The sequence below is a fragment of the Pseudomonas sp. SWRI179 genome (assembly GCF_014268705.1).
Lineage (GTDB): Bacteria > Pseudomonadota > Gammaproteobacteria > Pseudomonadales > Pseudomonadaceae > Aquipseudomonas > Aquipseudomonas zanjanensis.
Window position 1 is genome coordinate 38,328 of sequence record NZ_JABWRA010000027.1, and the last position, 19,705, is coordinate 58,032.

The 19,705-nt window shown below is 60.5% G+C and carries 23 protein-coding genes and 1 tRNA gene; 4 read left to right on the forward strand and 20 right to left on the reverse strand.

Translation table 11 applies throughout. The features are described 5' to 3' along the window. Positions 1–3: 3 nt before the first annotated feature. The 14 genes from HU767_RS16535 to trmJ all read right to left on the reverse strand — a co-directional run bounded on the left by HU767_RS16535 (position 4) and on the right by trmJ (position 10,950). Positions 4–1,047, reverse strand: a complete 1,044-nt coding sequence (locus HU767_RS16535) for a RodZ family helix-turn-helix domain-containing protein (RefSeq protein WP_186730004.1) — start codon at positions 1,045–1,047, stop codon at positions 4–6. After that, the gene (pilW, locus tag HU767_RS16540) at positions 1,047–1,805 is read right to left on the reverse strand and encodes a type IV pilus biogenesis/stability protein PilW (RefSeq protein ID WP_053118628.1); all 759 of its coding nucleotides are present in this window, start codon (positions 1,803–1,805) and stop codon (positions 1,047–1,049) included. Before pilW ends, HU767_RS16535 begins: the two co-directional genes overlap by 1 nt. 12 nt (positions 1,806–1,817) lie before the next feature. Continuing rightward, positions 1,818–2,966: a 23S rRNA (adenine(2503)-C(2))-methyltransferase RlmN gene (gene rlmN, locus HU767_RS16545; protein ID WP_186705401.1), complete on the reverse strand. Its 1,149-nt coding sequence runs from the start codon at positions 2,964–2,966 to the stop codon at positions 1,818–1,820. 28 nt (positions 2,967–2,994) lie between these two features. Further along, a complete protein-coding gene (gene ndk, locus HU767_RS16550; RefSeq protein WP_003185145.1) occupies positions 2,995–3,420 on the reverse strand; it encodes a nucleoside-diphosphate kinase in 426 nt (141 codons plus the stop codon). Positions 3,421–3,599: 179 nt separating this feature from the next. Then, positions 3,600–3,797, reverse strand: a complete 198-nt coding sequence (gene iscX, locus HU767_RS16555) for a Fe-S cluster assembly protein IscX (RefSeq protein ID WP_186705400.1) — start codon at positions 3,795–3,797, stop codon at positions 3,600–3,602. A gap of 14 nt (positions 3,798–3,811) precedes the next feature. Beyond that, positions 3,812–4,153: an ISC system 2Fe-2S type ferredoxin gene (gene fdx / locus HU767_RS16560; protein WP_186705399.1), complete on the reverse strand. Its 342-nt coding sequence runs from the start codon at positions 4,151–4,153 to the stop codon at positions 3,812–3,814. Between the two features lie 3 nt (positions 4,154–4,156). Beyond that, positions 4,157–6,019 carry a Fe-S protein assembly chaperone HscA gene (gene hscA, locus HU767_RS16565; RefSeq protein ID WP_186730005.1) on the reverse strand — a complete coding sequence of 621 codons (1,863 nt, stop codon included), beginning with the start codon at positions 6,017–6,019 and terminating at the stop codon, positions 4,157–4,159. Between the two features lie 50 nt (positions 6,020–6,069). Next, positions 6,070–6,591, reverse strand: a complete 522-nt coding sequence (gene hscB / locus HU767_RS16570; protein ID WP_060739093.1) for a co-chaperone HscB — start codon at positions 6,589–6,591, stop codon at positions 6,070–6,072. An 8-nt stretch (positions 6,592–6,599) separates the two neighbouring features. Further along, on the reverse strand, positions 6,600–6,923 hold the full coding sequence (gene iscA, locus HU767_RS16575) for an iron-sulfur cluster assembly protein IscA (RefSeq protein ID WP_003185155.1): 324 nt from the start codon (positions 6,921–6,923) through the stop codon (positions 6,600–6,602). 25 nt (positions 6,924–6,948) lie between these two features. Next, positions 6,949–7,335, reverse strand: a complete 387-nt coding sequence (iscU, locus tag HU767_RS16580; RefSeq protein ID WP_003185157.1) for a Fe-S cluster assembly scaffold IscU — start codon at positions 7,333–7,335, stop codon at positions 6,949–6,951. A 43-nt stretch (positions 7,336–7,378) separates the two neighbouring features. Then, positions 7,379–8,593 carry an IscS subfamily cysteine desulfurase gene (locus tag HU767_RS16585; RefSeq protein WP_186634745.1) on the reverse strand — a complete coding sequence of 405 codons (1,215 nt, stop codon included), beginning with the start codon at positions 8,591–8,593 and terminating at the stop codon, positions 7,379–7,381. Between the two features lie 50 nt (positions 8,594–8,643). Further along, positions 8,644–9,135, reverse strand: coding sequence for a Fe-S cluster assembly transcriptional regulator IscR (gene iscR / locus HU767_RS16590; RefSeq protein ID WP_018611583.1), 492 nt, complete (start codon positions 9,133–9,135; stop codon positions 8,644–8,646). 266 nt (positions 9,136–9,401) lie between these two features. Continuing rightward, positions 9,402–10,178 carry a serine O-acetyltransferase gene (cysE, locus tag HU767_RS16595; protein ID WP_186705396.1) on the reverse strand — a complete coding sequence of 259 codons (777 nt, stop codon included), beginning with the start codon at positions 10,176–10,178 and terminating at the stop codon, positions 9,402–9,404. A 1-nt stretch (position 10,179) separates the two neighbouring features. Then, entirely contained in the window at positions 10,180–10,950 is a 771-nt protein-coding gene (gene trmJ / locus HU767_RS16600) for a tRNA (cytosine(32)/uridine(32)-2'-O)-methyltransferase TrmJ (protein ID WP_003185164.1), read from the reverse strand. 144 nt (positions 10,951–11,094) lie between these two features. On the opposite strand from trmJ, the gene suhB reads away from it, so the two are divergent. Beyond that, the gene (gene suhB / locus HU767_RS16605; protein WP_003185165.1) at positions 11,095–11,913 is read left to right on the forward strand and encodes an inositol-phosphate phosphatase; all 819 of its coding nucleotides are present in this window, start codon (positions 11,095–11,097) and stop codon (positions 11,911–11,913) included. 484 nt (positions 11,914–12,397) lie between these two features. Here suhB and HU767_RS16610 read toward each other — a convergent pair whose 3' ends face one another. The 6 genes from HU767_RS16610 to queA all read right to left on the reverse strand — a co-directional run bounded on the left by HU767_RS16610 (position 12,398) and on the right by queA (position 18,478). Then, positions 12,398–12,946, reverse strand: coding sequence for a glycine zipper 2TM domain-containing protein (locus tag HU767_RS16610; protein WP_018607449.1), 549 nt, complete (start codon positions 12,944–12,946; stop codon positions 12,398–12,400). Positions 12,947–13,063: 117 nt separating this feature from the next. Next, on the reverse strand, positions 13,064–13,978 hold the full coding sequence (gene secF / locus HU767_RS16615) for a protein translocase subunit SecF (protein WP_186705395.1): 915 nt from the start codon (positions 13,976–13,978) through the stop codon (positions 13,064–13,066). A 9-nt stretch (positions 13,979–13,987) separates the two neighbouring features. Continuing rightward, the gene (gene secD / locus HU767_RS16620) at positions 13,988–15,856 is read right to left on the reverse strand and encodes a protein translocase subunit SecD (protein ID WP_186730006.1); all 1,869 of its coding nucleotides are present in this window, start codon (positions 15,854–15,856) and stop codon (positions 13,988–13,990) included. Positions 15,857–15,919: 63 nt separating this feature from the next. Continuing rightward, positions 15,920–16,255 (reverse strand): preprotein translocase subunit YajC, encoded by a 336-nt coding sequence (gene yajC / locus HU767_RS16625; protein WP_007982729.1) that lies wholly within the window; start codon positions 16,253–16,255, stop codon positions 15,920–15,922. A gap of 43 nt (positions 16,256–16,298) precedes the next feature. Then, positions 16,299–17,414 carry a tRNA guanosine(34) transglycosylase Tgt gene (tgt, locus tag HU767_RS16630; RefSeq protein ID WP_161951757.1) on the reverse strand — a complete coding sequence of 372 codons (1,116 nt, stop codon included), beginning with the start codon at positions 17,412–17,414 and terminating at the stop codon, positions 16,299–16,301. A 14-nt stretch (positions 17,415–17,428) separates the two neighbouring features. Beyond that, a complete protein-coding gene (queA, locus tag HU767_RS16635) occupies positions 17,429–18,478 on the reverse strand; it encodes a tRNA preQ1(34) S-adenosylmethionine ribosyltransferase-isomerase QueA (protein WP_028237240.1) in 1,050 nt (349 codons plus the stop codon). Between the two features lie 108 nt (positions 18,479–18,586). Here queA and HU767_RS16640 point away from each other — a divergent pair. The 3 genes from HU767_RS16640 (at position 18,587) to HU767_RS16650 (ending at position 19,704) form a co-directional block, all read left to right on the forward strand. Then, a tRNA-Leu gene (locus HU767_RS16640) sits at positions 18,587–18,671 on the forward strand. A 304-nt stretch (positions 18,672–18,975) separates the two neighbouring features. After that, positions 18,976–19,305, forward strand: a complete 330-nt coding sequence (locus tag HU767_RS16645; protein WP_186730007.1) for a hypothetical protein — start codon at positions 18,976–18,978, stop codon at positions 19,303–19,305. 105 nt (positions 19,306–19,410) lie between these two features. Beyond that, positions 19,411–19,704 carry a hypothetical protein gene (locus HU767_RS16650; RefSeq protein ID WP_186730008.1) on the forward strand — a complete coding sequence of 98 codons (294 nt, stop codon included), beginning with the start codon at positions 19,411–19,413 and terminating at the stop codon, positions 19,702–19,704. The last annotated feature ends 1 nt before the right edge of the window (position 19,705 follow it).

Sequence of the window (19,705 nt, forward strand, 5' to 3'; positions counted from 1 at the left end):
GACTTATTGACCCAACTTCAGGCGAGCGGTCTCGCCACTGGTGAACGGAGCGATGTCGACTGGCTGGCCGTTGTAGCTGACCTGCGCGCCACGGGCATAACCCAGGCGTACGGCAAACGGCGGCTTGCCGTTGACGGCCGTGTTGTCGCCCTTGCGTTTGAGGCCGCTGAACAGCACCTTGCCGTTGCCGTCGGTGATTTGCGTCCAGCAGTCGGCGGTGAACTGGATTTGTACCTGGCCATCACCGGGTGCAGGGGCCGGGGCCGCTGGGGTTGCAGGAGCAGCCGGTACGCTCGGCGCAGCAACGGTTGGTGCTGGCGTGGCGGGAACTGGCGCCGGAGCCGGAGCCGCCGGTGCGGCGGGAGCAGCCGGCGCAGTGCCCGCGTGGGCCGGCGCGGTCGGCGCAGGAGCTGGCGCCGGAGCGGATGGCACGGTCGGCTCGGCGCCAGCGGTAGCATCGGCTTCGCCGTTATCCTGGCCTTGAGGCAACGCCAGGGCGGTTTCGCCTTCGGCCTGGCCTTCGACAACCGCCTGGTCTTCCGGCTCGTCCAATGGATGGATCTGGGTGGTGCCGTCAGCGCCCTCGACTTCGACGTGCTCGGGGTTCATGGCGACCGGCTCCTTGTTGCGCAAGGAAGCCTGGTCCTGCCACCAGACAAAACCGCCACCGATCACCGCAATCAGCAGCAACAGGCTGACGATTCGCAAAATGGTGTGGGAAACGCGAACCGGCTCCTCGATGCGCCCCAGGCTGTGCACGTTGCTGCCCTGGGCATCGGAACCGGTGTATTGATCGAATTGCTGGACCAGTACGGTCTGGTCCATGCCGAGCAGCTTGGCATAGGCGCGGATATAGCCGCGGGCGAAGGTATGCCCAGGCAGCTTGTCGAACGCGCCCGCTTCCAGGTTGCCCAGGGAAGCCACGGTGAGATTGAGCTTGAGGGCCACTTCGGCCAGCGACCAACCATTGCTTTCGCGGGCTTGACGCAGGGTCTCACCGGGATTTACGCGAGTCGCTGCTACAACTTCGGGATGCGCCGCTTTCATCATTGCTCCGACAGGTATTGCTGATATTCCGGCGTACCGGGATAGAGTCTTTTGAGTTGCAAGCCGTAGCTTGCAGCTTTGTCGCGATCTTCAAACACATGTGCCAGCCGAACGCCGAGCAATAGACTACGTGCATTTTGCTCACTCAGCAGGCTAAAACGCTCGTAGTAGTCACGCGCGGGCACATAATGCCTGTCTTCGTAGGACAACTCAGCCATTTCCAGCAGCGCCCGCGGTTGCTGGCGATTGAGCCGTAGCGCCTTTTCCAACTGCTGGCGGGCCAGGTCACGCTGGCCGAGCTGCGCGGCGGTCATGCCGAGGTTTTCGAACACCCGCGAGCGCTCAGGGTAAAGGGTATCGGCGGCAGCCTGCTCGAAGCGCTCGTAGGCTTCCTTGTAGCGTTTCTGCTCGAAAAGAAAGCTGCCGTAGTTGTTCAGGATCCGTGCGTCTTGCGGCCGGCCAGACAGCGCCTTGCGAAAATGCTGGTCGGCCAGTTCCGGCTCCATCTCGGCCTGGAACACCAGGGCCAGGGCCGCGTTGGCATCCGGGTCGGAATCGTCCAGCTCCAGGGCTTTCTTGAGCGGTACCTTGGCCCGTTCGGTCATGCCCTGTTGCAGGTAGCCGATGCCCAGTTGCACATAGGCCACACGTGCTTCGTCGCGCCCTTTGCTGGTCTTCATCGGGTTGTAGTCACCCGACAGGACGCAACCGGAACAAAGGCCGGCCAACAGCAAAACGAGCGCGAAGCGCAGGGACATAGAGATCCTCTCTTAGTGACTGTTCGCAGCGTTTTGCACCGCATCGTCCGCGGCGTTCAACTCACGCACGGCAATGTAGCGTTCGCTGCGACGGGTGCGATCCAGCACCTGTCCTACCAATTGGCCACAAGCGGCGTCGATGTCTTCGCCGCGGGTGGTGCGCACGGTGACGTTGAAGCCAGCGTGGTGAAGCTGATCCTGGAAGCGACGAATCGCGTTGTTGCTCGGACGCTCGTACCCGGAATGCGGGAACGGGTTGAACGGGATCAGGTTGATCTTGCACGGGATGTTCTTGAGCAGCTCGATCATCTCGACCGCATGTTCGACCTTGTCGTTCACATCCTTGAGCAGCGTGTACTCGATGGTCAGCACGCGCTTTTCGCCCAGGGACGACATGTAGCGCTGGCACGACTCGAGCAGCATCTTAAGCGGATATTTCTTGTTGATCGGCACCAATTGGTTACGCAATGCGTCATTGGGTGCATGCAGCGACAACGCCAGGGAGACGTCGATGTGCTTGGCCAGCTCATCGATCATCGGCACCACGCCGGAGGTGGACAGGGTCACGCGGCGCTTGGAAATGCCGTAGCCCAGGTCATCCATCATCAAGTGCATGGCGGAGACGACGTTGTCGAAGTTCAGCAGCGGCTCACCCATGCCCATCATCACCACGTTGGTGATGGCACGGTCGACGGTCGCCGGGACGCTGCCAAAGGATTTGTTGGCAATCCACACCTGGCCGATCACTTCGGCGGCGGTGAGGTTGCTATTGAAGCCTTGCTTGCCGGTGGAGCAGAAACTGCAATCCAGGGCACAGCCTGCCTGGGACGAAACGCACAAGGTGCCGCGCTTGCCCTGGGGAATGTAGACGGTCTCGACGCAGCTGCCGGACGCCACGCGCACCACCCACTTACGGGTGCCGTCGCTGGAGATGTCTTCGCTGACCACTTCGGGGCCGCGAATCTCGGCTACAGCCTTGAGCTTCTCGCGCAGGGCCTTGCCGACATTCGTCATGGCGTCGAAGTCGTCGACGCCAAAGTGGTGAATCCATTTCATCACCTGACCGGCACGGAAACGCTTCTCCCCGATCGAGTCGAAGAATTTCTCCATTTCCGGCTGGGTCAGCCCCAGCAGATTGGTTTTAACAGTCGATGTAGTCATGGATTCACCTTCACTCTTAAGCCAATGCTTAGCGAGCGGTTACTTCAGTAGCAGCGAAAAAGTAAGCGATTTCGCGAGCAGCGGCGGCTTCGGAGTCCGAACCGTGGACGGCGTTGGCGTCGATGGATTCAGCGAAGTCAGCACGGATGGTGCCGGCAGCAGCTTCTTTAGGGTTGGTAGCGCCCATCAGCTCACGGTTGCGAGCGATAGCGTTTTCGCCTTCCAGCACCTGAACCACAACCGGACCGGAAGTCATGAAGGCAACCAGCTCACCGAAGAAACCGCGCTCGCTGTGCTCAGCGTAGAAGCCTTCGGCTTCGGCCTTGGACAGTTGCTTCATTTTCGAAGCTACAACGCGCAGGCCAGCGTCTTCGAAGCGGGTAACGATCTTGCCGATCACGTTTTTAGCAACGGCGTCAGGCTTGATGATGGAGAAAGTACGTTGAACAGCCATGGTGTAACTCCAGAAACGATAATTTACGAAAAATTAAACCCGCGAATTATACGCGGGTTCTTAGGTATTGCCTAACTGCGTTCGGCGGTAGGAGCTGCCGCAGGCTGCGATCTTTTGATCTTCCGCTCAATATTCAATTGCCTCGGGCAAGATCGCAGCCTCGCTGCGCTCGTCAGCTCCTACACCTCTTCGATCCAGGCCGCTTGGATGGCTTCAAGCACCTTCTCGCCACCACGGGTCGGATCATCGTTGAACTCCGGCAATGCCAGCACCCATTTGTGCAGATCGACGAAATTCACGTAACGGGGGTCTACATCTGGTTTGGATTCAACCAGCTGGATTGCGATTTCCAGTACATCAACCCATTTCAGACTCATTGTAGCTTCCTGAATCAGTGCGGCGCTTCGGCCGCATGGTTAAGCGAATATTTCGGAATTTCGACGGTCAGGTCTTCGGTGCCGACGACAGCTTGGCAGCTCAGGCGCGATTGCGCTTCCAGGCCCCAGGCCCGATCGAGGAAATCTTCCTCCAACTCGTCAGCTTCTTCCAGCGAATCGAAGCCCTCACGAATGATGCAATGGCACGTCGTGCAAGCACAGACGCCGCCACAGGCACTCTCTATCTCAATATGGTGCTCATGGGCCAGTTCGAGAATGGAAGTCCCGGGCTCAGCCTCCACGACCATGCCCTCCGGACAGAATTTCTCGTGGGGCAGAAAAATCACCTGCGGCATCAGTTATTCCTCGATTTCATTCAGGTTGCGCCCCGCCAGGGCGGCTTTCACCGTCGAGTCCAGGCGGCGGGCAGCAAAGGCATCGGTGACCTGCGACAGACGCTTGGTCTGCTGCTCGATGGCATAACCATCGGTGCCTTTCATCAATTCGGACAATTCCTGCAGCTGCAGCTCGATGACCATGCGCTCTTCAGCGTCGAGCAACCGGTCGCCGTCGGCCTCAAGGGCACCTTGCACGGCTTCGATCAGGCGCTGGGCATCGACCTGTTGCTCGCGCAGTACACGGGCGACCTTGTCGTCGCTGGCGTGCTGGAAGGAATCCTTGAGCATCTTGGCGATTTCGCCGTCGGTCAGGCCATAGGACGGCTTGACCTGGATGCTCGCCTCCACGCCCGAACCCAGTTCACGGGCAGAAACATTGAGCAAGCCGTCGGCGTCGACCTGGAAGGTCACGCGGATTTTCGCCGCACCGGCAACCATGGCCGGGATGCCGCGCAATTCGAAGCGGGCCAGGGAGCGGCAGTCGCTGATCAGTTCACGCTCGCCTTGCAGCACGTGGATCATCATGGCCGACTGGCCGTCTTTGTAGGTGGTGAAGTCCTGGGCGCGGGCAACCGGGATGGTGGTGTTGCGCGGAATCACCTTCTCCATCAAGCCACCCATGGTTTCCAGCCCCAGGGACAACGGAATCACGTCGAGCAACAGCAATTCGCCGCCGTCACGCTTGTTGCCGGCCAGGGTATCGGCCTGGATCGCGGCGCCGATGGCCACCACCTGGTCCGGGTCGATTTCGGTCAGCGGCTGGCGGCCAAAGGCCTCGGCAACGGCTTCGCGAACCCGAGGCACGCGGGTCGAACCACCGACCATGACCACGGCCTTGACGTCTTCCAGCTCCACGCCGGAATCACGCACCGCACGGCGGCAGGCCTTGAGGCTACGGGCGACCATGGGCTCGATCAGGGCATCGAAGGCTTCGCGGGTCAGCGCGGCCTTCCACTCGCCATAAGCCACTTCAACCGTGGCGGTGTCGGTCAAGGCTTCCTTGGCGGCGCAGGCGGTTTGCAGCAGATGGCGTTGCGCACCGGGGTCGAGGTCGGCGGACAAGCCCGCCTGCTCGATGATCCAGCCAGCGATGGCATGGTCGAAGTCATCGCCGCCCAGGGCACTGTCGCCACCGGTGGCCAGGACTTCGAAGACACCGCCGGTCAGGCGCAGGATCGAGATATCGAACGTACCGCCGCCCAGGTCGTAGATGGCGACCAGGCCTTCGGCATGCTGATCGAGGCCGTAGGCAACGGCAGCAGCGGTCGGCTCGTTGAGCAGGCGCAGCACGTTCAGGCCGGCCAGCTTGGCCGCGTCCTTGGTGGCTTGGCGCTGGGCGTCGTCGAAATAGGCCGGGACGGTGATGACCGCACCCACCAGTTCACCACCCAACGCCGCTTCGGCGCGCTGGCGCAGGACCTTGAGGATGTCGGCGGAAACCTCGACCGGGCTTTTCGGGCCCTGCACGGTTTCGATGAACGGCATATGGGACTCGCCACCGACGAAGCGGTACGGCAGCTGGTCGCCCAATTGCTTGACGTCGGACAGGCCACGACCCATCAAGCGCTTGACCGAGACAATGGTGTTCAAGGGGTCGGTGGCGGCGGCCAGCTTGGCCGACTCGCCCACTTCGACGCGGTCGACGTGATAACGCACGGCGGACGGCAGGATCACCCGTCCCTGCTCGTCGGCCAGCGGTTCGGAAAGACCGCTGCGCAAGGCAGCGACCAGGGAATTGGTGGTACCCAAGTCGATCCCGACAGCCAGGCGACGCTGGTGCGGTTGTGGACTTTGGCCGGGTTCGGCGATCTGCAGTAGGGCCATCGTAATCAGGACTTATCTGTAATCAGGCGTGCGACCGGAGCGGCACTGGGTTAATCGTCGAGGCGCTCTTCTAACTGGCGCACTTCGTAGGTGAGCTTGTCGAGGAACTGCATGCGCCGCATCAGGCGCTCGGCCTGTTCGCGTTGCGCGGCATCGTTCCAGCAGGCTGCGAAGCTTTCGTTCAGTGTTTGCTGGGCGTCCTTCAAGCGGCGCTTGAATACCGCGACACCGGCCAGGTCGGCGCTGTCCTGCAGGTCCTCGAGCTCTTCGCGCCATTGCATCTGCTGCAACAGAAACTCGGGATCATGGACCGTGACCTCCAGCGGCAACTCATGGCCGCTGATGGCGAGCAGGTAACGCGCGCGCTTGGCCGGGTGCTTGAGCGTCTGGTAAGCCTCGTTGAGGTTCGCCGACTGCTCGAGCGCCCGCCGCTGCTCCGCCTCGGAAGCATCGGCAAAGCGGTCGGGATGAACGCCACGGGCCAGTTCAAGGTAACGCGCGGACAACTGCTCGAGATCCAGCTGGAACGCCGGCTGCATCTGGAACAACGCAAAATGACAAGGAGTACCCACAAGCCGCCTCAGATGTTGAAGCTTTCGCCGCAGCCACATTCACCGCGCACGTTGGGGTTGTTGAACTTGAAGCCTTCGTTCAACCCTTCCTTGACGAAATCCAGCTCGGTGCCATCCAGGTACGTCAGGCTTTTCGGGTCGATGATCACTTTCTGACCATGACTCTCGAACACCTGATCGTCTTCGCCCACTTCGTCGACGAATTCCAGTACATAGGCGAGGCCAGAACAGCCCGTGGTGCGAACACCCAGGCGGATACCCTCGCCCTTGCCGCGCCCCGCAAGGGAGCGCTGGATATGGTTAGCTGCCGCTTCTGTCATCTGGATAGCCATGGAAAACTCCTTACCGTAACGCGGATCAGATCAAGCCTTTCTTCTGCTTGTAATCGCGAACGGCGGCCTTGATGGCGTCTTCGGCGAGTACCGAGCAGTGGATCTTCACTGGCGGCAGGGCCAGTTCTTCGGCCAGCTGGGTGTTCTTGATGGTTTCGGCTTCATCAAGGGTCTTGCCCTTCATCCACTCGGTGGCCAGGGAGCTGGACGCGATGGCGGAACCGCAGCCATAGGTCTTGAACTTGGCATCTTCGATGATGCCCTGCTCGTTGACCTTGATCTGCAGGCGCATCACGTCGCCGCACGCCGGAGCGCCGACCATGCCAGTGCCGACATCAGGATCCTGCGCGTCCATCTTGCCGACGTTGCGCGGGTTCTCGTAGTGGTCGATGACCTTTTCGCTATATGCCATTTGCTTCAATCCTCATCAGTGGAGCCGCTCTGGTGGCGACTTCTCAGTGCGCCGCCCATTCGATTTTCGAGATGTCGACGCCGTCTTTGTACATGTCCCACAGCGGCGACAGAGCGCGCAGCTTGGTAACGGCCTCGCAGACTTTCTGCGCGGCGTAATCGATTTCTTCTTCGGTGGTGAAACGGCCGAAGGTGAAGCGGATCGAGCTGTGGGCCAGTTCGTCGTTGCGACCCAGGGCGCGCAGTACGTACGAAGGCTCCAGCGACGCCGAGGTGCACGCCGAACCGGACGACACGGCCAGATCCTTGAGCGCCATGATCAGCGACTCGCCTTCAACGTAGTTGAAGCTCAGGTTCAGGTTGTGCGGTACGCGGGCGGTCAGGCTGCCGTTGACGTAGAGTTCTTCGAGGTGCTCGACCTGCTTGAAGAAACGGTCGCTCAGGGCCTTGATGCGTACATTCTCGGCGGCCATGTCTTCCTTGGCCACACGGAAGGCTTCGCCCATGCCGACGATCTGGTGGGTCGCCAGGGTGCCGGAACGCATGCCACGCTCGTGACCGCCGCCGTGCATGGTCGCTTCGATGCGAACACGCGGCTTGCGGCTGACGTACAGCGCGCCGATGCCTTTAGGGCCATAAGTCTTGTGGGCGGAGAACGACATCAGGTCGACTTTCAGCTTGGACAGGTCGATGTCGACCTTGCCGGTGGACTGCGCGCCGTCGACGTGGAACAGGACGCCCTTGGAACGGGTCAGTTCGCCGATGGCGGCGATGTCGTTGACGGTGCCGATTTCGTTGTTCACGTGCATGATCGAAACCAGGATGGTGTCGTCGCGCAGGGCGGCTTCGATCATGGCCGGGGTGATGATGCCGTCTTCACCGGGCTCGATGTAGGTGACTTCGAAGCCTTCACGCTCCAGTTGGCGCATGGTGTCCAGGACAGCCTTATGCTCGATCTTGGAGGTGATCAGGTGCTTGCCCTTGGTGTGGTAGAAATGCGCGACACCCTTGATTGCCAGGTTGTCGGATTCGGTGGCACCGGAGGTCCAGACGATTTCACGCGGGTCGGCGTTGACCAGGTCGGCGACCTGGCGACGGGCGTTTTCCACCGACTCCTCAGCCTTCCAGCCGAACACGTGGGAACGGGACGCCGGGTTGCCGAAGTTTCCGTCGACCAGCAGGCATTCACTCATTTTTTGCGCAACACGCGGATCAACCGGGGTGGTCGCTGAGTAATCAAGGTAAATCGGCAATTTCATGGACTCTCTCCTAAATCAGGCTGGCTGGCGTTCCGCGTGCTCTGCGGCAGTCATTCGACGGCGGACGCTTCAATCTTGTCCAGGTGCAGCGTCTTGCTATTGCAACGACGCTGGTCCTGACGCTGGGCTACTTCTTGCACCTCACGGCGAGTTACAAGGTCAGCCAAGCTGATACCGCTTAGAAATTCGTGGATCTGCAGGCTGAGGTCGCACCACAAGTGGTGGGTCAGGCAAGTATCGCCGCCATGGCAGTCGCCAAGGCCCTGGCATTTGGTCGCATCGACCGATTCGTTCACTGCATCGATCACCTGGGCGACCTGGATGCCCTGCATGTCGCGCGACAGCTGGTAGCCGCCGCCGGGGCCGCGAACGCTGGAGACCAGGTTGCTACGGCGCAGCTTGGCGAACAGCTGTTCAAGGTAGGACAGGGAAATGCCCTGGCGCTCGGAGATATCGGCCAGGGACACCGGCCCGTGCTGCGCATGCAATGCCAGATCCAGCATCGCGGTCACGGCGTATCGGCCTTTTGTAGTCAGTCGCATGGACAATTACCACGGAGTTCGGAATGGGGGCGAGTATGCAATTCCCGAGTATTTAAGTCAAGTATAAGACCTAGTGCTTTACTCAGGTTTACCCGCGAAAGAGCGCGCGAATGATAGCAAAGGTAGGCGGCTAACGACCAGCTATACCGCGTTATCGTTCTTCACGAGCAGGCTCGCTGCCACAGGGGCTTTGGTGGATGCACAATTCGTGTACACCACAGATCCCTGTGGGAGCGAGCCTGCTCGCGATAGGGCCAGCCCAGATATCAGCTAGCCTGAGTCTCATCCTTGTCCTTCACACACGCGAAATCCTCTTCGCGCAGTTCAGGCAGGTCCTTGGCACAGTAATTACTGCCCAGGTCCTTCAGGGCGCCGCACATCCCCTCCAGGCGCCCATCGACGGCTTGCAGGTGATCGAGCAACTGGTTGATGGCGCGGGCGACCGGGTCGGGCATGTCTTCGCCGACACCGTAGGCGTCGAAGCCGATCTTCTCGGCCATGGCCTTGCGGCGGGCGTCCTGCTCGTCGTCGGACTTGACGATGATCCGCCCCGGAATGCCCACCACGGTCGCGCCCGGCGGCACGGCCTTGGTCACCACGGCGTTGGAACCGACTTTCGCCCCCGCCCCGACCGTGAACGGCCCGAGCACCTTGGCGCCGGCACCGACCACCACGCCGTCTTCCAGGGTTGGGTGGCGCTTGCCTTTGTTCCAACTGGTGCCGCCGAGGGTCACGCCCTGGTAGAGCGTCACGTCGTCGCCGATCTCGGCGGTTTCACCGATGACGATGCCCATGCCATGGTCGATGAAGAAGCGGCGGCCGACCTTGGCGCCCGGGTGGATCTCGATCCCGGTCAGCCAGCGGCCGAAGTTCGAGACCAGCCGCGCCAACCACTTCCAGCCCATGCCCCACAAAGCGCCGGACAGGCGATGGATCCAGATGGCGTGCATGCCCGGGTAGCAGGTCAGCACTTCAAAGGCATTGCGCGCCGCCGGGTCACGATGGAAAACACTTTGGATATCTTCACGCAAACGTTCGAACATTTTATTTCTTCCGCTTAATCAGCTCGCCACGGGCCGCTTTCTGGGTTTCCGTGAGGATGCCGCGCAATATATTCATCTCCGCCCGGCTCACCGAGCTTCGTCCGTACAACCGACGCAGGCGCGCCATCAAGTGCCGCGGCTTTTCCGGGTCGAGGAATTCGATGTCCACCAGGGTCTGCTCCAGGTGTTCAAAGAATCGTTCCAACTCATCCATGGTCGCCAGTGTCTCACTGCGCGGCGACGTCACCTCGGTTTTTTCGACTTTGCTGGGCTTGCCTTCGGCCGCCAGCCAAGCCATGCGCACTTCATAGCTCAACACCTGCACCGCCGCCCCCAGGTTCAAGGAACTGAACTCGGGGTCGGAAGGGATATGCACGTGAAAATGACATCGCTGCAGCTCGTCGTTGGTCAGGCCGGAGTCTTCACGGCCGAACACCAGGGCAATCTCGAAGCCTTGCGCGGCCTCCTCGACCACTTTGGTGCCGCATTCGCGGGGGTCGAGCAGCGGCCAGGGGATGCGGCGGTCGCGGGCGCTGGTGCCGAGCACCAGGTTGCAACCCACCAGGGCATCTTCCAGGGTGGCGACGACCTGGGCGTTGGCGAGGATGTCACCGGCGCCGGAGGCCCGGGCATCGGCTTCGTGATGGGGAAACAAGCGCGGCTCGACCAGCACCAGGCGCGACAGGCCCATGTTCTTCATGGCCCGCGCAGCTCCGCCGATGTTACCCGGATGGCTGGTATTGACCAGGACGACACGAATGTTCTGCAACAAGGGAGGCGCTCTCGAACACGATAAAGGGAGCAAATCTTACATAAGCACCTACCGTTAAGCTATGAAAGCGAACACCAACCTTCTCCTGAGAAAACTTTCTGATAGAATGCGCGGCTTTCTTTAACAACCTTAGGTGACACATCCATGCAGCCCATGCTGAATATCGCGCTGCGCGCCGCCCGCAGCGCCAGTGAACTGATCTTCCGCTCCATCGAGCGCCTGGATACCATCAAGGTCGATGAAAAAGACGCCAAGGACTATGTGTCCGAGGTCGATCGCGCCGCCGAGCAGAAAATCGTCGACGCCCTGCGCAAGGCTTACCCAAACCACTCCATCCTCGGTGAAGAGACCGGCATGCACGCCGGTACTGGCATCGAAGGCGAAGAGTACCTGTGGATCATCGATCCGCTGGACGGCACCACCAACTTCCTGCGCGGCATTCCTCACTTTGCGGTCAGCATCGCCTGCAAATACCGTGGCCGCCTGGAACACGCCGTCGTGCTGGACCCGGTTCGCCAGGAAGAATTCACCGCCAGCCGTGGCCGTGGCGCCCAACTGAACGGTCGTCGCCTGCGCGTCAGCGGCCGCACCAGCCTGGACGGCGCCCTGCTGGGTACCGGCTTCCCGTTCCGTGATGACCAGATGGACAACCTGGACAACTACCTGGGCATGTTCCGCGCCCTGGTCGGCCAGACCGCCGGCATCCGCCGCGCCGGCGCTGCGAGCCTGGACCTGGCTTATGTGGCTGCTGGCCGTTTCGATGCGTTCTGGGAGTCGGGCCTGTCCGAATGGGACATGGCTGCGGGCGCCCTGTTGATCCAGGAAGCCGGTGGCTTGGTGAGCGACTTCACCGGCGGCCATGATTTCCTTGAGAAAGGCCACATCGTTGCCGGCAACACCAAATGCTTCAAGGCTGTACTGACGGCCATCCAGCCGCACTTGCCGGCTTCGTTGAAGCGCTAAGTAGTCCGGCTAGAAAAAAGCACCTTTCGGGGTGCTTTTTTTATGCCTGCTTCACACCACCCAGCCCAGAGGCGGACATTGTGGCGAGGGAGCTTGCTCCCGCTCGGTTGCGCAGCGACCGCAAGACCTTGGGTCTGCTGCGCAGCCCAGCGGGAGCAAGCTCCCTCGCCACAATGGATTACACCTTGGACATGGATGCAAGCTGACCCACCGCCATCGCGAGCAAGCTTTGCTCCCACAGAGGAGGCTTGGGTAGCCGGGAAATCGAAGCCTGCCGCAGACCCACTGTGGGAGCGAGCCTGCTCGCGAAGAGGCCGGCACATTCAACATCCTTGCAAGCTGACCCACCGCTATCGCGAGCAGGCTCGCTCCCACAGGGGGACTGGGGCAGGCACAGGTTTTGTGTCTATAGTGGATTGATGTGACCATGGAAATGCGGACGTAAAAAAAGCACCCCGAAGGGTGCTTCTTGTACATCTTCCAATTACTGGGCCGGTTCGTTCTGGCCCAGGATCAGTTGGCCTTCCTTGCTCACCGGGATCTGGTTGCCCGGGTCGCGGTCCATGCGGACCTTACCTTCTTTGCCATCGAGCATGTAGCGAACGTCGTAGCCCACAACCTTGTCGCTGATGTCATTGACCGTGTTGCAGCGAGTCTGGGTGGTGGTATAGGTGTCGCGTTCCTGCATGCCTTCCTGGATCTTGTTACCGGCATAACCACCACCGGCCGCACCCGCCACGGTGGCGATCTTCTTGCCGTTGCCGCCGCCGATCTGGTTGCCCAACAGGCCACCGGCCACAGCACCCAGCACGGTGCCGGCGATCTGGTGCTGGTCCTGGACGGGCTTCTGCCGAGTCACGGTGACGTCCTTGCACACTTCACGCGGGGTCTTGATCTGGGTCTTGACCGGCTCCACGGCCAATACTTGCGCATACTCAGGGCCACTTTTTACCAAGCTGTAGGTGGCGACCGCACCACCGGCTGTTACACCGACAGCACCCAATACCGCACCAACCAGCATCGATTTGTTCACTTGAACCTCCTGACCATCACAAGCGGAATAATCCGCGCTTCTCCCAGCCTTGGAGCATAAAAAAAGGCGCGAGTTCAACTCGCGCCTTTTCAGCGGTGACGGACGGAAAACCGAGCCTTACGGGCGGTCGTCCACCTCGGTGTCAGTGGCCGCAGGAGGAATCAGATCCTCGGAGCTCAGGTTCAGCCAGATCAACACCACGTTGGCGATGTAGATCGACGAGTAAGTACCCGCCATCACACCGATGAACAACGCGATGGAGAAACCGAACAGGTTGTCGCCGCCAAACACCAGCAGCGCGACAATCGCCAGCAAGGTGGAGATCGACGTCGCCATGGTCCGCAGCAGGGTCTGGGTGGTCGAGATGTTGATGTTCTCGACCAAGGACGCCTTGCGCAGCACGCGGAAGTTCTCACGCACCCGGTCGAACACCACGATGGTGTCGTTGAGCGAGTAACCGATGATCGCCAGCACCGCCGCCAACACCGTCAAGTCGAAGGTGATCTGGAAGAACGACAGGATGCCCACGGTCACGATCACGTCGTGGATCAGCGAGACAATCGCGCCCACCGCGAACTTCCACTGGAAGCGGAAAGCCAGGTAGAGCATCACGCCGCCCAGGGCCAACAGCATGCCGAGGCCGCCCTGGTCGCGCAGCTCTTCACCCACTTGCGGGCCGACGAACTCTACACGCTTGACCTGGGCCGGGTTGTCGCCGCCGGCCTTCTGCAAGGCTTCGGCTACTTGGTGGCCCAGTTGTGGGTCTTCACCCGGCATGCGCACCAGCAAATCGGTGGTGGCGCCGAAGCTCTGCACGATGGCATCGGCATAGCCCGACGACGCCAGTTGCTCACGCACCTTGGTGACGTCGGCCGGACGCTCGTAGGTCAGCTCGATGAGCGTACCGCCGGTGAAGTCCAGGCCGTAGTTCAGGCCCTTGGTGGCCCAGCTGAACAACGCCAGGGCCGTAAGGAACAATGTGACGCCGAACGCAATGTTGCGAACGCCCATGAAGTTGATTGTACGTAACATGGCAGCCCCTTAAATCCACAACTTCTTGACGTCACGACCACCATAAATCAGGTTGACCATTGCACGGGTCACCATGATGGCTGTGAACATCGAGGTAAAGATCCCGAGGGACATGGTCACTGCGAAGCCCTTGACCGGGCCGGTGCCCATGGCAAAGAGAATCCCGCCGACCAGCAACGTGGTCAGGTTGGAGTCGATAATCGCAGTGAATGCGCGGCCGAAGCCTTCGTTGATTGCCCGCTGGATCGACATGCCCGCGGCGATCTCTTCACGTATCCGCGAGAAGATCAGCACGTTGGCGTCCACCGCCATGCCCATGGTCAAGACGATACCGGCGATACCCGGCAGGGTCAGCGTGGCGCCCAGCAAGGACATCAGGGCCAGCAGCAGCACCATGTTCACCGCCAGCGCAACCGTGGCGATGATGCCGAAGAAGCGGTAGATGGCGATGATGAACAGCGACACGAACAGCATGCCCCACAGGGAGGCATCGACGCCCTTGGTGATGTTGTCGGCACCCAGGCTCGGGCCGATGGTGCGTTCTTCAGCGAAGTACATCGGCGCGGCCAGGCCACCGGCACGCAGCAGCAGGGCCAGCTCCGAGGATTCGCCCTGGCCGTTCAGGCCGGTGATGCGGAACTGGCTGCCCAGTGGCGACTGGATGGTCGCCAGGCTGATGATCTTCTTCTCTTCCTTGAAGGTCTGGACCGGTACGTCTTTCTCGACACCGTTGACCACTTGCTTGGTGTAAGTGGTGGTCGGCTTCTGCTCGATGAAGATCACCGCCATGCTGCGACCGACGTTGCTGCGCGTGGCGCGGCTCATCAGTTCGCCGCCATGACCGTCCAGGCGAATGTTCACCTGTGGACGACCTTGCTCGTCGAAGCCCGCCTGGGCGTCGGTCACCTGGTCACCGGTGATGATCAGGCCACGCTCGATCTGCGCCGCCGGACGACCGCCTTCACGGAACTCGAAGCTCTCGGAAGTGGCCTTGGACGCACCCGGCTCAGCGGCCAGGCGGAATTCCAGGTTGGCGGTCTTGCCGAGGATACGCTTGGCTTCGGCCGTGTCCTGCACGCCCGGCAGCTCAACCACGATGCGGTTGGCGCCCTGGCGCTGCACGATCGGCTCGGCCACACCCAGCTCGTTGACGCGGTTACGTACCGTGGTCAAGTTCTGCTTGATGGAGTACTCGCGGATTTCCGCCAGCTTGGCCGGGGTCATCGCCAGACGCAGCACCGGTTGGCCATTGAGGTCGGCCGGTACAATGTCGAAATCGTTGAAATTCTTGCGCACCAGCGCACGGGCCTGTTCGCGGGCATCTTCATCGCTGAAGCCCAGCTGAATGGCACCTTCGAACTGCGGCAGGCTGCGATAACGCAGGCGCTCTTTACGCAGCAGGCTCTTGACGTCGCCTTCATAGACTTTCAGGCGTGCATCGAGGGCTTTTTCCATGTCCACTTCCAGCAGGAAGTGCACACCACCGGACAAGTCCAGGCCCAGCTTCATCGGATGCGCACCGAGGTTGCGCAGCCACGGCGGCGTGGTCTGGGCCAGGTTCAGGGCCACAACGTAATCGTCGCCCAACGCCTTGCGCACCACATCCTTGGCTGGCAGTTGGTCTTCAGCCTTGACCAGGCGCAACAGGCCGCCCTTGCCGTTTTCGGCGATGGACGCAGCCTTCACATCGATATTGGACGCCTTGAGCGCAGCGCTCGCACGGTCCAGATCGGCCTGGGTGACCTGCAGCGCAGTGCTTGCGCCACTGACCTGAATGGCCGGGTCATCCGGGTATAGATTGGGAGCGGAATAAATCACACCGACCGCCAGCACCGCCAGGATCAGTAGGTATTTCCACAGAGGGTATTTGTTCAGCATCACGCCGCCCGCTTATGACGCGGGGCGCCTTGCGCGCCCCGTCGATTGAAAAGAAGTGGTTACTTAGATCGCTTTCAGCGTGCCTTTTGGCAGCGTGGCCGCGATGGCGCCCTTCTGGAACTTCATTTCAACAGTGTCGGACACTTCCAGTACCACGAAGTCATCAGCCACTTTAGTGATCTTGCCAGCGATGCCGCCGGTGGTGACCACTTCATCACCTTTTTGCAGGCTGCTGAGCAGGTTTTTCTGCTCTTTGGCGCGCTTGGCCTGTGGACGCCAGATCATCAGGTAGAAGATGACCAGGAAGCCGACCAGGAAAATCCACTCGAAACCACCGCCCATAGGGCCGGCAGCCGGTGCAGCCGCGTCAGCCATGGCGTTAGAGATAAAAAAGCTCATTTAGCACTCCAGTTGCAAGTATTGAATCTAGGGATCGGAAAACTCAGTCCAAAGGCGGAACAGGCAACCCGCGCTTGGCATAGAAGGCCTCGACAAAGGCGGCCAATGTACCCTGTTGGATAGCCTCGCGCAAACCAGCCATAAGCACCTGATAATGGCGCAAATTGTGGATGGTATTGAGCATACTGCCGAGCATTTCGCCGCACTTGTCCAAATGATGCAGATAAGCGCGGGAGAAGTTCTGGCAGGTATAGCAATCGCACGTCGGATCGAGCGGCGAATCATCATGGCGATGGAACGCGTTACGGATCTTCAGCACACCGGTGTCGATGAACAGATGCCCATTGCGGGCATTACGGGTTGGCATCACGCAATCGAACATGTCCACCCCGCGGCGCACACCCTCAACCAGATCTTCCGGTTTGCCAACGCCCATAAGGTAACGAGGTTTGTCAGCGGGCATCTCGCCCGGCAGGTAATCGAGCACCTTGATCATCTCGTGCTTCGGCTCACCCACCGACAGGCCACCAATGGCCAGGCCGTCAAAACCAATCTTGTCCAGGCCTTCGAGGGAGCGCATGCGCAAGTCGCGGTGCATGCCGCCCTGGACGATGCCGAACAGCGCCGCCGTGTTCTCGCCATGGGCATTCTTCGACCGCTGGGCCCAGCGCAACGACAGCTCCATGGACACCCGCGCCACGTCTTCATCGGCCGGGTACGGCGTGCATTCGTCGAAGATCATCACGATGTCCGAGCCCAGGTCGCGCTGCACCTGCATCGACTCTTCCGGCCCCATGAACACCTTGGAACCGTCCACCGGAGAAGCGAAGGTCACGCCCTCCTCCTTGATCTTGCGCATCGCGCCCAGGCTGAACACCTGGAAGCCGCCGGAGTCGGTCAGGATCGGGCCTTTCCACTGCATGAAATCGTGCAGGTCGCCGTGGGCCTTGATCACTTCCATGCCCGGGCGCAGCCACAGGTGGAAGGTATTGCCGAGGATGATCTCCGCGCCAATCGCCTCGATGTCACGCGGCAGCATGCCCTTGACCGTGCCGTAGGTGCCCACCGGCATGAACGCGGGGGTTTCCACGGTTCCGCGGGGGAAGGTCAGGCGTCCGCGACGAGCCTTGCCATCGGTGGCAAGCAACTCGAAGGACATGCGACAGGTGCGACTCATACGGTTTCCTCGGGCCCGCGTGGCGCGGGGTTACGGGTGATGAACATCGCATCACCGTAGCTGAAAAAGCGGTACCCATGCTCGACGGCGGCCTTGTAGGCGGCCATGGCTTCGGGATAACCGGCGAACGCCGAAACCAGCATCAACAGCGTGGATTCAGGCAAATGAAAGTTGGTGACCAGGGCATCGACCACATGGAACGGCCGGCCCGGGTAGATAAAGATATCGGTGTCGCCACTGAACGGCTTGAGCACGCCATCGCGCGCAGCGCTTTCCAAAGACCGCACGCTGGTGGTCCCCACCGCCACCACCCGCCCACCGCGCGCACGACAGGCCGCCACGGCATCGACCACGTCCTGGCTCACTTCGAGCCATTCGTTGTGCATGTGATGGTCTTCGATGCGCTCCACGCGCACCGGCTGGAACGTCCCGGCGCCGACGTGCAGCGTCACGAACGCCGTCTCCACGCCCTTGGCCGCAATCGCCTCCAACAACGGCTGATCAAAATGCAGCCCCGCCGTCGGCGCCGCCACCGCCCCCAGGCGCTCGGCGTACACGGTCTGATAACGCTCGCGGTCTGAACCTTCGTCCGGGCGGTCTATATAAGGAGGCAACGGCATGTGCCCGACACGGTCGAGCAGCGGCAACACTTCTTCGGCAAATTCCAGCTCGAACAACGCATCATGCCGCGCCACCATCACCGCCTCACCGCCGCCGTCGATCAGAATCGACGAGCCCGGCTTGGGCGACTTGCTCGACCGCACATGGGCCAACACCCGATGACTGTCCAGCACCCGCTCCACCAGAATCTCCAGCTTGCCGCCGGAGGCCTTCTGGCCGAACAAACGCGCGGGAATGACGCGGGTATTGTTGAACACCATCAAATCGCCCGGGCGCAAATGCTCGAGCAAATCAGTGAATTGACGGTGAGCCATGGCACCGCTGACCCCGTCCAGGGTCAACAGTCGGCTGGCGCGCCGCTCGGCCAGCGGGTGGCGAGCGATCAGCGAATCCGGGAGTTCGAAGGTAAAGTCAGCAACACGCATGATGGGGTTCGTCTAGCAGGGCCGGAAAGTCTAGCGGAAATATTAAAAATTCACCATGAAACGTGATTGACCAACGGTAGGCACCTCTCTATACTTCGCCGCCATTGAGCCCTGATGGCGGAATTGGTAGACGCGGCGGATTCAAAATCCGTTTTCGAAAGGAGTGGGAGTTCGAGTCTCCCTCGGGGCACCATCTTAAAAAAAGACCTTGAAATTCAAGGTCTTTTTTTTCGTCTGCAGAAAAGTGGTTTTGCTGTGATCAACGCAGATCTCACCTGACGGCGCCCCCTTTTGTGGCGAGGGGATTTATCCCCGCTGGGCTGCAAAGCAGCCCCAAATACCCAACCTGTGGCAAGGAAGAATCTGTGGCTAGTAGGAACCTGTGGCGAGGGAGCTTGCTCCCGCTTGAGCGCGAAGCGCTCACAAAAATGTCACAGCCCCCACCGATGCTCCGAGTGGCCACACCCTCCCCATCCAGTCACAAAGGATTTCACCCCATGGAATTGCTGCTGGAAACGGTCGCTCTCTACTCCCTCAAACTGGCCTATGAGACAGAAGGCCACAGCCCGATCCTGCGAGATGATCCATTGATGGGCAGTTGCGACCGTGAGGTTTTTGAGTTGTTGATACGGCGGGGCAATGTGGCCGGGATTCAGGGCGAAATCAGCCGATGCCTGGATTTAGCGTTGGTGGCGGTTGGAGGGGTGGATACGGTTCTGGGTTGTGAGCTGCATCGTTTGGCAAAGAATTTTGGTGCTGCACAGACGACCGAGGGGCTTTATGCTCCAGCTATCATTCTGAGGGATTATCTGCGGGATGTTCTTTGAGCAGGACATGACACAAGCCAGAGGGTAACGAGCAACGGACCGGCCCCTAGCAATTTCAAAAAACTGGCGTTGTATTGACGCTGGCTAACCCGACAGGAGGAAATCATGATCGACTTTAAAGAGGCCGAAGCGGCTGCCCGTAATGGCTTTAATGATTTTGTAACGGGAGCAAGCAACATCGTTCTGGAGGAGATTGTCATTTCAGATGACAATTCGCGGTATGAGGTTACCTTTAGCTACGATGTCGACCGCACCCCTTCATCGATCTCAGGAACTCGTACTAGAACGCCGCTTTTTGAATTGGCCACTGTTTTGGGCAAGCGAAAAGAGTACAAGACTTTTTTGGTTTCATCTAGAGATGGATCGCTCAAGGGATTTAAGCGTTACAAAGGCCAATAAG

What these genes read in the sequence shown, in the direction of transcription:
- yajC (WP_007982729.1), bottom strand. Translation starts at nt 16,255, where the DNA reads ATGAGCTTTTTTATCTCTAACGCCATGGCTGACGCGGCTGCACCGGCT.
- iscX (WP_186705400.1), bottom strand. Translation starts at nt 3,797, where the DNA reads ATGAGTCTGAAATGGGTTGATGTACTGGAAATCGCAATCCAGCTGGTT.
- iscU (WP_003185157.1), bottom strand. Translation starts at nt 7,335, where the DNA reads ATGGCATATAGCGAAAAGGTCATCGACCACTACGAGAACCCGCGCAAC.
- hscA (WP_186730005.1), bottom strand. Translation starts at nt 6,019, where the DNA reads ATGGCCCTACTGCAGATCGCCGAACCCGGCCAAAGTCCACAACCGCAC.
- ndk (WP_003185145.1), bottom strand. Translation starts at nt 3,420, where the DNA reads ATGGCTGTTCAACGTACTTTCTCCATCATCAAGCCTGACGCCGTTGCT.
- iscA (WP_003185155.1), bottom strand. Translation starts at nt 6,923, where the DNA reads ATGGCTATCCAGATGACAGAAGCGGCAGCTAACCATATCCAGCGCTCC.
- rlmN (WP_186705401.1), bottom strand. Translation starts at nt 2,966, where the DNA reads ATGACTACATCGACTGTTAAAACCAATCTGCTGGGGCTGACCCAGCCG.
- HU767_RS16650 (WP_186730008.1), top strand. Translation starts at nt 19,411, where the DNA reads ATGATCGACTTTAAAGAGGCCGAAGCGGCTGCCCGTAATGGCTTTAAT.
- tgt (WP_161951757.1), bottom strand. Translation starts at nt 17,414, where the DNA reads ATGTCCTTCGAGTTGCTTGCCACCGATGGCAAGGCTCGTCGCGGACGC.
- secD (WP_186730006.1), bottom strand. Translation starts at nt 15,856, where the DNA reads ATGCTGAACAAATACCCTCTGTGGAAATACCTACTGATCCTGGCGGTG.
- HU767_RS16585 (WP_186634745.1), bottom strand. Translation starts at nt 8,593, where the DNA reads ATGAAATTGCCGATTTACCTTGATTACTCAGCGACCACCCCGGTTGAT.
- cysE (WP_186705396.1), bottom strand. Translation starts at nt 10,178, where the DNA reads ATGTTCGAACGTTTGCGTGAAGATATCCAAAGTGTTTTCCATCGTGAC.
- fdx (WP_186705399.1), bottom strand. Translation starts at nt 4,153, where the DNA reads ATGCCGCAGGTGATTTTTCTGCCCCACGAGAAATTCTGTCCGGAGGGC.
- secF (WP_186705395.1), bottom strand. Translation starts at nt 13,978, where the DNA reads ATGTTACGTACAATCAACTTCATGGGCGTTCGCAACATTGCGTTCGGC.
- suhB (WP_003185165.1), top strand. Translation starts at nt 11,095, where the DNA reads ATGCAGCCCATGCTGAATATCGCGCTGCGCGCCGCCCGCAGCGCCAGT.
- HU767_RS16535 (WP_186730004.1), bottom strand. Translation starts at nt 1,047, where the DNA reads ATGAAAGCGGCGCATCCCGAAGTTGTAGCAGCGACTCGCGTAAATCCC.
- pilW (WP_053118628.1), bottom strand. Translation starts at nt 1,805, where the DNA reads ATGTCCCTGCGCTTCGCGCTCGTTTTGCTGTTGGCCGGCCTTTGTTCC.
- HU767_RS16645 (WP_186730007.1), top strand. Translation starts at nt 18,976, where the DNA reads ATGGAATTGCTGCTGGAAACGGTCGCTCTCTACTCCCTCAAACTGGCC.
- iscR (WP_018611583.1), bottom strand. Translation starts at nt 9,135, where the DNA reads ATGCGACTGACTACAAAAGGCCGATACGCCGTGACCGCGATGCTGGAT.
- queA (WP_028237240.1), bottom strand. Translation starts at nt 18,478, where the DNA reads ATGCGTGTTGCTGACTTTACCTTCGAACTCCCGGATTCGCTGATCGCT.